The sequence below is a fragment of the Paenibacillus sp. E194 genome (genome assembly GCF_000935845.1).
Lineage (GTDB): Bacteria > Bacillota > Bacilli > Paenibacillales > Paenibacillaceae > Paenibacillus_B > Paenibacillus_B alvei_B.
The window spans coordinates 1-6,847 of the sequence record NZ_JMDX01000274.1; the positions used below are offsets into that span (position 1 = coordinate 1).

A 6,847-nucleotide genomic window follows, 5' to 3' on the forward strand; every position below is an offset into this window, starting at 1 on the left:
GCTCGCGAAGCAATCAAGCGCACACTGGAGCGCGTGGATTGCGTGCCATCATCGAGGGCATTATGCTTGACGTGATGTATGAAGTGCCATCGCGCGATGATGTAACAACATGTGTCATTACGGAGCAAGTAGTAAAAGAACGAATGATTCCGGAACTGACGACAGATAAGAAACAAGAGGAAAGCGCCTAATAGGCGCTTTTCCGTCCGTTTCCGACATGGGAGAGAATGTATCATGTATTTGCGACATCAGACTAGAGCTGTAAAAGTGGGCGATGTAACGATTGGCGGCAACAATGAGGTTGTCATTCAGAGCATGTGCACGACGAAGACGGCAGATGTAGAAGCCACTGTTGCGGAAATTCATCGACTTGAAGAAGCTGGATGCCAGCTTGTTCGGGTTACGGTCAACAATGAGGAAGCAGCGGATGCGATTAAGGAGATAAAGAAGCGTATCTCGATTCCGCTCGTTGCTGACATTCACTTTGACTACCGGCTCGCTTTGAAGGCGATTGAGAACGGTATTGACAAGGTTCGGATCAATCCGGGCAATATTGGGCGCCGTGAGAAAGTGGAAGCAGTCGTGAAGGCGTGCAAAGAGCGCGGCATTCCGATTCGAATCGGTGTTAATGCAGGATCGCTGGAGAACCACCTGCTCGAGAAGTATGAATATCCAACGCCAGAGGCGATGGTCGAAAGTGCTCTATTCCATATCGGAATTTTAGAAGAACTTGATTTCCACGATATTATTGTCTCGTTGAAGGCATCAGATGTGCCTATGGCCATCGCTGCCTATACAAAGGCTTCTGAGGTAATTCCGTACCCGCTTCACTTGGGGATTACAGAAGCTGGGACACTGTTCTCAGGGACGATTAAGAGTGCAGCAGGGCTCGGAGCCTTGTTATCACTTGGAATCGGCTCGACGGTTCGTGTTAGCTTAAGTGCGGATCCAGTAGAAGAAGTGAAGGTTGCACGTGAGATGCTGAAGTGTTTCGGCTTGATTTCGAATGCGGCTACACTTGTATCATGTCCAACATGCGGCCGACTTGACATCGATTTGTTCTCGATTGCGAACGAAGTAGAGGAGTATATCTCCAAAGTGAAAGTTCCAATTAAGGTATCGGTGCTTGGTTGTGCGGTAAACGGTCCGGGCGAGGCTCGTGAAGCGGATATCGGCATCGCTGGGGCTCGTGGTGAAGGGCTGTTGTTCCGCTACGGTGAAATGATTCGTAAAGTGCCAGAGGCAGAGCTTGTCTCTGAGTTGAAGAAGGAAATCGACCATATCGTCGCTGAATATGAGCGTACGGGTCAGATTCCAGGGCGTAAGCACTAATCGAAATATAAGAATTTATCCTTGTTATCGTATATACAAGAACACCCACATGCAGCAGTGGCGCATGTGGGTGTTTTCTTTGTCTGTATCCAAGTTTCTAGTTCAATGAGCTTGTTCATGTGTCAGACGAGTCAGTAACCTCAGCGATAGGAGCATTGGTTAGTAAGGGAGCATTTTGCTGCATTTTACTGTTTCCGTTGAATTTGCCGCCTTCTTTGATAATGAAGGATTGGCACAACACATTGCCTTCCAATCTGCCAGAGCTCTCGATGATGACACTCTCTGTGACGCTGACATCACCTTGCATGAACCCAGCGATAACTAGGCTGGAAGCTTGAATATGGGAATAGGCTTTGCCCGACTCCCCAATAATCACGTTCTGACTGCAATGAACATCACCAGTAATGGTTCCCTCGATCCGTAGGTCAGTTTCGCATACAAGCTTTCCTTCAAATGTAGTAGCCTGTCCAATTAAGGTGTCGGTTCCGCTTATTTTTTTGCCGGAGGAGGATTTGGCGAACATATCGTGCTCCTTTCTTATATAAAAATCTTATTCAGGTGTGTTTACATAAGTCGTTGGATCAATGGGCTGTCCGTTCTGACGTATTTCGAAATGTAGATGAGGTCCTGTGCTCCGCCCTGTTGTACCGACTTTTCCAATGAGTGTTCCTTTCTTCACGGAATCCCCGCTGGCTACAACTCTCTCGCTTAGGTGCAAGTAACGTGTAGTAAGTCCGCTGCCATGATTCACGATGATGAAATTCCCTTTCAGCTCATCCTTGTCAGAATCAATGACAACCCCTTCAGCAGTAGCGTAAACCGGATCGCCTGTATCTCCGCCTATATCCAGTCCAGCATGGAATGCTTCACTGCGTTGAAACGGGTCACTGCGTTCTCCGAAAAGAGAGGTGATTCGGGTGCTATCTGTTGGCCACAAAGTTGGTGTAGCATTCAACTGCTGCTGGAAGGCTTCGGCATTCTTAAACAGTGGAGGCATTGATCGTTCCCAATCCTGCCACTTCTTATTCATATTTTGGAGCTGCTTATTCGCGTTCTCCCATGCTTCGAGTGGTGAGACAGGTGCTTGGGTGCTGCTGCTCACTTCAGTGGCGGCAGAACGAAGCGTCGACAACTTAGATGCAGGAAGCATGATATATTCACCGCCTAGCGGCAAAGGCAAGGAAGCGGTATCGCGCTCGGATGACGCAGAATTGGACTTGCCCGTGATTGATGACGTATTGGTATTTTTAGAATGGTTAGCGCCAGATGGGACTTGTAAATAGGATTGCAGTTGCTGTTCCCATTGTGAGATTTTGTCCATTTTCTGTTTCATATCGTTGGAAGAAGCGGTAATAATGGATAATTGCTTGTCCATCTCGGTTAACAGATGATCTTTCTCCTGCAGCTCAAGCTGTAATTGATCATGACGAGCAACAATATCATGCATGGCAAACCGTTGAATGACTAACGATATAAGTAATGCACTAATCCCGCCAATGACAATAAACATGACAAGTTTAACCATAACAGTTGGAATACTGTATTGAATAACTGGCCGATTTGGCCCTCGCATGAGCATCCACGTCCAGTGGCGATCGTTTGATTTCGTCATATTGCAAGGATTCCTCCTTAACGATAAAAAGGTAAAATGAGCTAAAAACGTTTACATAACATTCCTATTGTACATGATTTTCGGTGAAAAGTAAGTAGATAATACAATGAATCGACATTAAAAATCGGTTTGTGTCGAATAAGAAAAGGTAAATTTTATCACTAGTTGAAAAATGATAAAAAACATTTTGCCATCGTTCGCGATTTACGCTACAATCAGTTAGTACGTGTTAGCAAAGTTAACATATCGCGTGCAACAGGACTAGATAACAAGAGAGGTGCGATATATTGATCGATCAACTTCAGGATTGGATCGGGAAGTTTAATGATTTGTGGTATTTGATGCTTATATTTGTCCTAGTTACAGCGGGATTATATTTTTCATTCCGAACAGGCTTCGTGCAACTTTCTGCAATTAAAGAAACATTCCGTCTTATTTTGGGGCGGGATAAAGGAAAGCCATCCGGTGAAAAGCAAGGCGTTTCCTCTTTCCAGGCATTCGCAATGAGTACGGCCTCACGTGTTGGTACGGGGAATTTGGCCGGAGTCGCTATTGCCATTTCGTTAGGTGGCCCTGGCGCTGTATTCTGGATGTGGATGATTGCAATTATTGGTGCGGCTTCGGGGTTCGTCGAATCGACATTGGCACAAGTGTATAAAGTGCGTGATGGCAAGCATTTCAGAGGCGGTCCGGCTTACTATATGGAACGGGCGTTGAACGCACGTTGGTTAGGCATTATTTTTGCAGTCCTCATTATTTTCAGTTTCGGATTCGTCTTCAACTCTGTGCAGGCTAATACTGCAAGTGCAGCATTCCAAGATATATTTAACTTGGATCCGATTTGGATGGGGATCATCTTGGCGGTTCTTGTTGTCCCAACGATATTCGGTGGGGTTCAGCGGGTTGCACAGGTTACTGCGACCGTCGTTCCTATCATGGCGCTAGCATATATGGCGATTGCTTTGTTCGTCATGTTCGTTAATTTTAGAGAAATTCCGGATGTGTTTGCTTCTATTATTCAAAATGCCTTTGGATTTGGGGAGGCGTTGGCTGGCGGTGTAGGTGCAGCAGTGATGAACGGAATTAAACGTGGTCTGTTCTCGAACGAGGCCGGGATGGGTAGTGCTCCCAATGCGGCAGCTACAGCCCATGTTAGTCATCCAGTCAAGCAAGGCTTGATCCAGTCGTTCGGGGTATTCGTCGATACTTTGGTTGTTTGTTCGTCAACAGCGTTCATTATCTTGTTCTCCGGGATTTCGACGACGGGCGAGCAGAACGGCATTCGATTGACTCAACATGCGCTGGCGACTCAGGTTGGAGATTGGGCGCACATTTTTATTGGCTTAGCCGTCTTTTTATTCGCATTTACTTCACTTATCGGAAACTACTATTACGGTCAGAGCAACATCGAATTCATTACGAAGAAAAAGGGATGGATGCTTGCTTATCGACTAGGTGTCGTAGCGATGGTTGTCTTCGGTTCCGTTGCGAAGATGACCCTAGTATGGAATTTGGCAGACTTGTTCATGGGCTTCATGGCGTTTATTAATCTCATTTCCATTATGCTGCTTGGTAAAGTGGCATTTGCGGCTCTGAAAGATTATATGGGTCAGCGTAAGCGTGGCGAGGAGCCAGTCTTCTATGCAGATTCTGTTCCAGGGCTGAAGCATGCAGAATGTTGGGAAAGAAATAACAACTCATAATCACATACGCTTATAATGCATCCGGCAAAGGGTAATACTACCAAGTAGTAAACTTTGCCGGATTTTTTTGTCCTTGCGAGGGCGTTATGGGAGGATGAAACGATGAATTTAAGCGTAATATTGATGCTGATCAATGCGTTCTTTGCCGTAGTTATTGGCATATACTTCTGGAATCTGCTGCGCAGTCAGAAAGGAAATCGCACAGCTGTTGATCGAGAATCGCGCAAGGAGATGGATAAGCTACGCAAGCTAAGGTCTATTTCCTTGACGAAGCCGCTAGCAGAGAAGACGAGACCTGCGATCATGAGCGATATTGTTGGGCAGAAAGATGGATTGAAGGCGCTCAAAGCTGCTTTGTGCAGTTCGAACCCACAGCATGTGATCATCTATGGCCCACCAGGCGTAGGTAAGACGGCTGCTGCGAGAGTTGTGCTGGAGGAAGCGAAGAAGAATGCAAGCTCGCCATTTACAATGGAATCCAAGTTCACTGAAATCGATGCGACGACAGCAAGATTTGATGAACGCGGCATTGCCGATCCATTAATAGGCTCAGTTCATGATCCTATTTATCAAGGTGCTGGGGCGATGGGAGTCGCTGGGATTCCACAGCCGAAGCCGGGAGCAGTGACTAAGGCACATGGGGGCATGCTGTTTATTGATGAGATTGGTGAGCTTCATCCGATACAGATGAATAAACTGTTGAAGGTGCTTGAAGATCGTAAAGTATTTTTGGAGAGCGCTTATTACAATTCGGAAGACTCGAATGTACCTTCCTATATTCACGATATTTTTCAAAATGGATTGCCTGCGGACTTCAGGCTTGTGGGAGCGACGACCCGTTCTTCCCAAGAACTCCCGCCAGCGCTCCGCTCACGTTGTATGGAAATCTACTTCAGGCCGCTGCTTCCTGATGAAATCGGAGCTATTGCGGAAAATGGACTGAAGAAAATTGGCTTCCCGCATTCGCCAGAAGCGGTTGATATGGTGAAGAAGTACGCGACCAATGGGCGTGAGGCGGTGAATATTATCCAACTGTCGGCTGGACTGGCGATGTCAGAAGGGCGGACTTCGATTGATGCGGCTGATATAGAATGGGTTGCCAATAGCAGCCAGATTGCTCCGCGTCCTGATCGCAAAGTTCCCGTAGAACCACAAGTTGGTCTCGTGAATGGCTTGGCAGTGTACGGTCCTAGCATGGGAGCACTGCTGGAAATTGAAGTGAGTGCAATCCGTGTGAAGAGTGGGCACGGCAAATATACAATTACGGGCGTTGTCGAGGAAGAAGAGCTGGGCGGTGGAAGCCGAACGCTGCGCCGCAAGAGTATGGCGAAGGGGTCCATTGAGAATGTATTGACCGTGCTTCGCAGCCTGGGACATGAGACATCCAACTTCGACTTGCATATTAACTTCCCAGGCGGATCGCCTGTAGATGGTCCATCCGCGGGCATGGCAATGGCGATTGCCATCGCATCTGCATTGAATGGATGGCCAGTTGACAATAAGATTGCGATGACAGGTGAAATCAGTCTTCATGGGCGCATTAAGCCGGTCGGCGGCGTACTTGCCAAGGTGGAAGCGGCTTTTCAAGCAGGAGCAACTCGCGTGCTTATTCCGAAGGAAAATTGGCAGGATATCTTCGCAGGCTTGGATGGAGTGCAAGTCATACCCGTCGAACACATTGAGGAAGGCTTCCAACATGCATTCGGCAGTGAATGGAAGGGAGATGCGCAGCATAAGCCGCAACCGTTCGATCGTGCCGCGGGCACCTCACTGCCGTTGCTGCATGCAGAAGGATCGGAGAAGAATAGCAGTTCCTCTGATGGGAGCAGCTATAGCTGATCGGCCTGTGGAAAATTGGTGTTTTACTTGAACATTTGATAAAATGTTGGTTGCAATATAGTAGATAGATCATGATAGCCATGGGGGTGCCGAACGATGGGGCTTAAATCGAACAAAGACCGCCGCCTGCCTCTGCTCCCGCTACGAGGCTTGCTCGTGTACCCGAGCATGGTGTTGAACTTGGATGTGGGGCGCGATAAGTCGGTACGGGCACTTGAAACATGCGATGCTGGGAAAGGATCAAATTGCTGCTGTTGTGCACGCAGTCAGAGGTCAGCATCGAGGGAAACCTTCTCAAGGATGATAATTTTTCCGTATAGGCACGGTAGCGAAAGGTTCGTCAAAAATGTTAACGTCTGCC

5 protein-coding genes and 2 pseudogenes are annotated in these 6,847 nt (G+C 47.5%); 5 read left to right on the plus strand and 2 right to left on the minus strand.

Features of this window, described 5'->3' with window-relative positions; translation table 11 throughout:
• Positions 1–191, plus strand: a pseudogene (locus AZ66_RS24875) (ATP-dependent Clp protease ATP-binding subunit ClpX); the annotation flags it as partial.
• Positions 192–234: 43 nt separating this feature from the next.
• The gene (ispG, locus tag AZ66_RS24880) at positions 235–1,332 is read left to right on the plus strand and encodes a flavodoxin-dependent (E)-4-hydroxy-3-methylbut-2-enyl-diphosphate synthase (RefSeq protein WP_044357345.1); all 1,098 of its coding nucleotides are present in this window, start codon (positions 235–237) and stop codon (positions 1,330–1,332) included.
• A gap of 115 nt (positions 1,333–1,447) precedes the next feature.
• Here ispG and AZ66_RS24885 read toward each other — a convergent pair whose 3' ends face one another.
• The gene (locus tag AZ66_RS24885; RefSeq protein WP_044357346.1) at positions 1,448–1,855 is read right to left on the minus strand and encodes a bactofilin family protein; all 408 of its coding nucleotides are present in this window, start codon (positions 1,853–1,855) and stop codon (positions 1,448–1,450) included.
• Positions 1,856–1,882: 27 nt separating this feature from the next.
• Positions 1,883–2,944, minus strand: a complete 1,062-nt coding sequence (locus AZ66_RS24890; protein ID WP_044357347.1) for a M23 family metallopeptidase — start codon at positions 2,942–2,944, stop codon at positions 1,883–1,885.
• 287 nt (positions 2,945–3,231) lie between these two features.
• Between AZ66_RS24890 and AZ66_RS24895 the strand changes: the two genes are divergently transcribed.
• The 3 genes and pseudogenes from AZ66_RS24895 to AZ66_RS33095 form a co-directional block, all read left to right on the plus strand.
• Positions 3,232–4,647, plus strand: coding sequence for an alanine/glycine:cation symporter family protein (locus AZ66_RS24895; protein WP_021258195.1), 1,416 nt, complete (start codon positions 3,232–3,234; stop codon positions 4,645–4,647).
• A gap of 102 nt (positions 4,648–4,749) precedes the next feature.
• Complete coding sequence (gene lonB, locus AZ66_RS24900; protein WP_044357348.1) at positions 4,750–6,486, plus strand: ATP-dependent protease LonB; 1,737 nt, start codon at positions 4,750–4,752, stop codon at positions 6,484–6,486.
• Between the two features lie 96 nt (positions 6,487–6,582).
• Positions 6,583–6,847, plus strand: a pseudogene (locus AZ66_RS33095) (LON peptidase substrate-binding domain-containing protein); the annotation flags it as partial.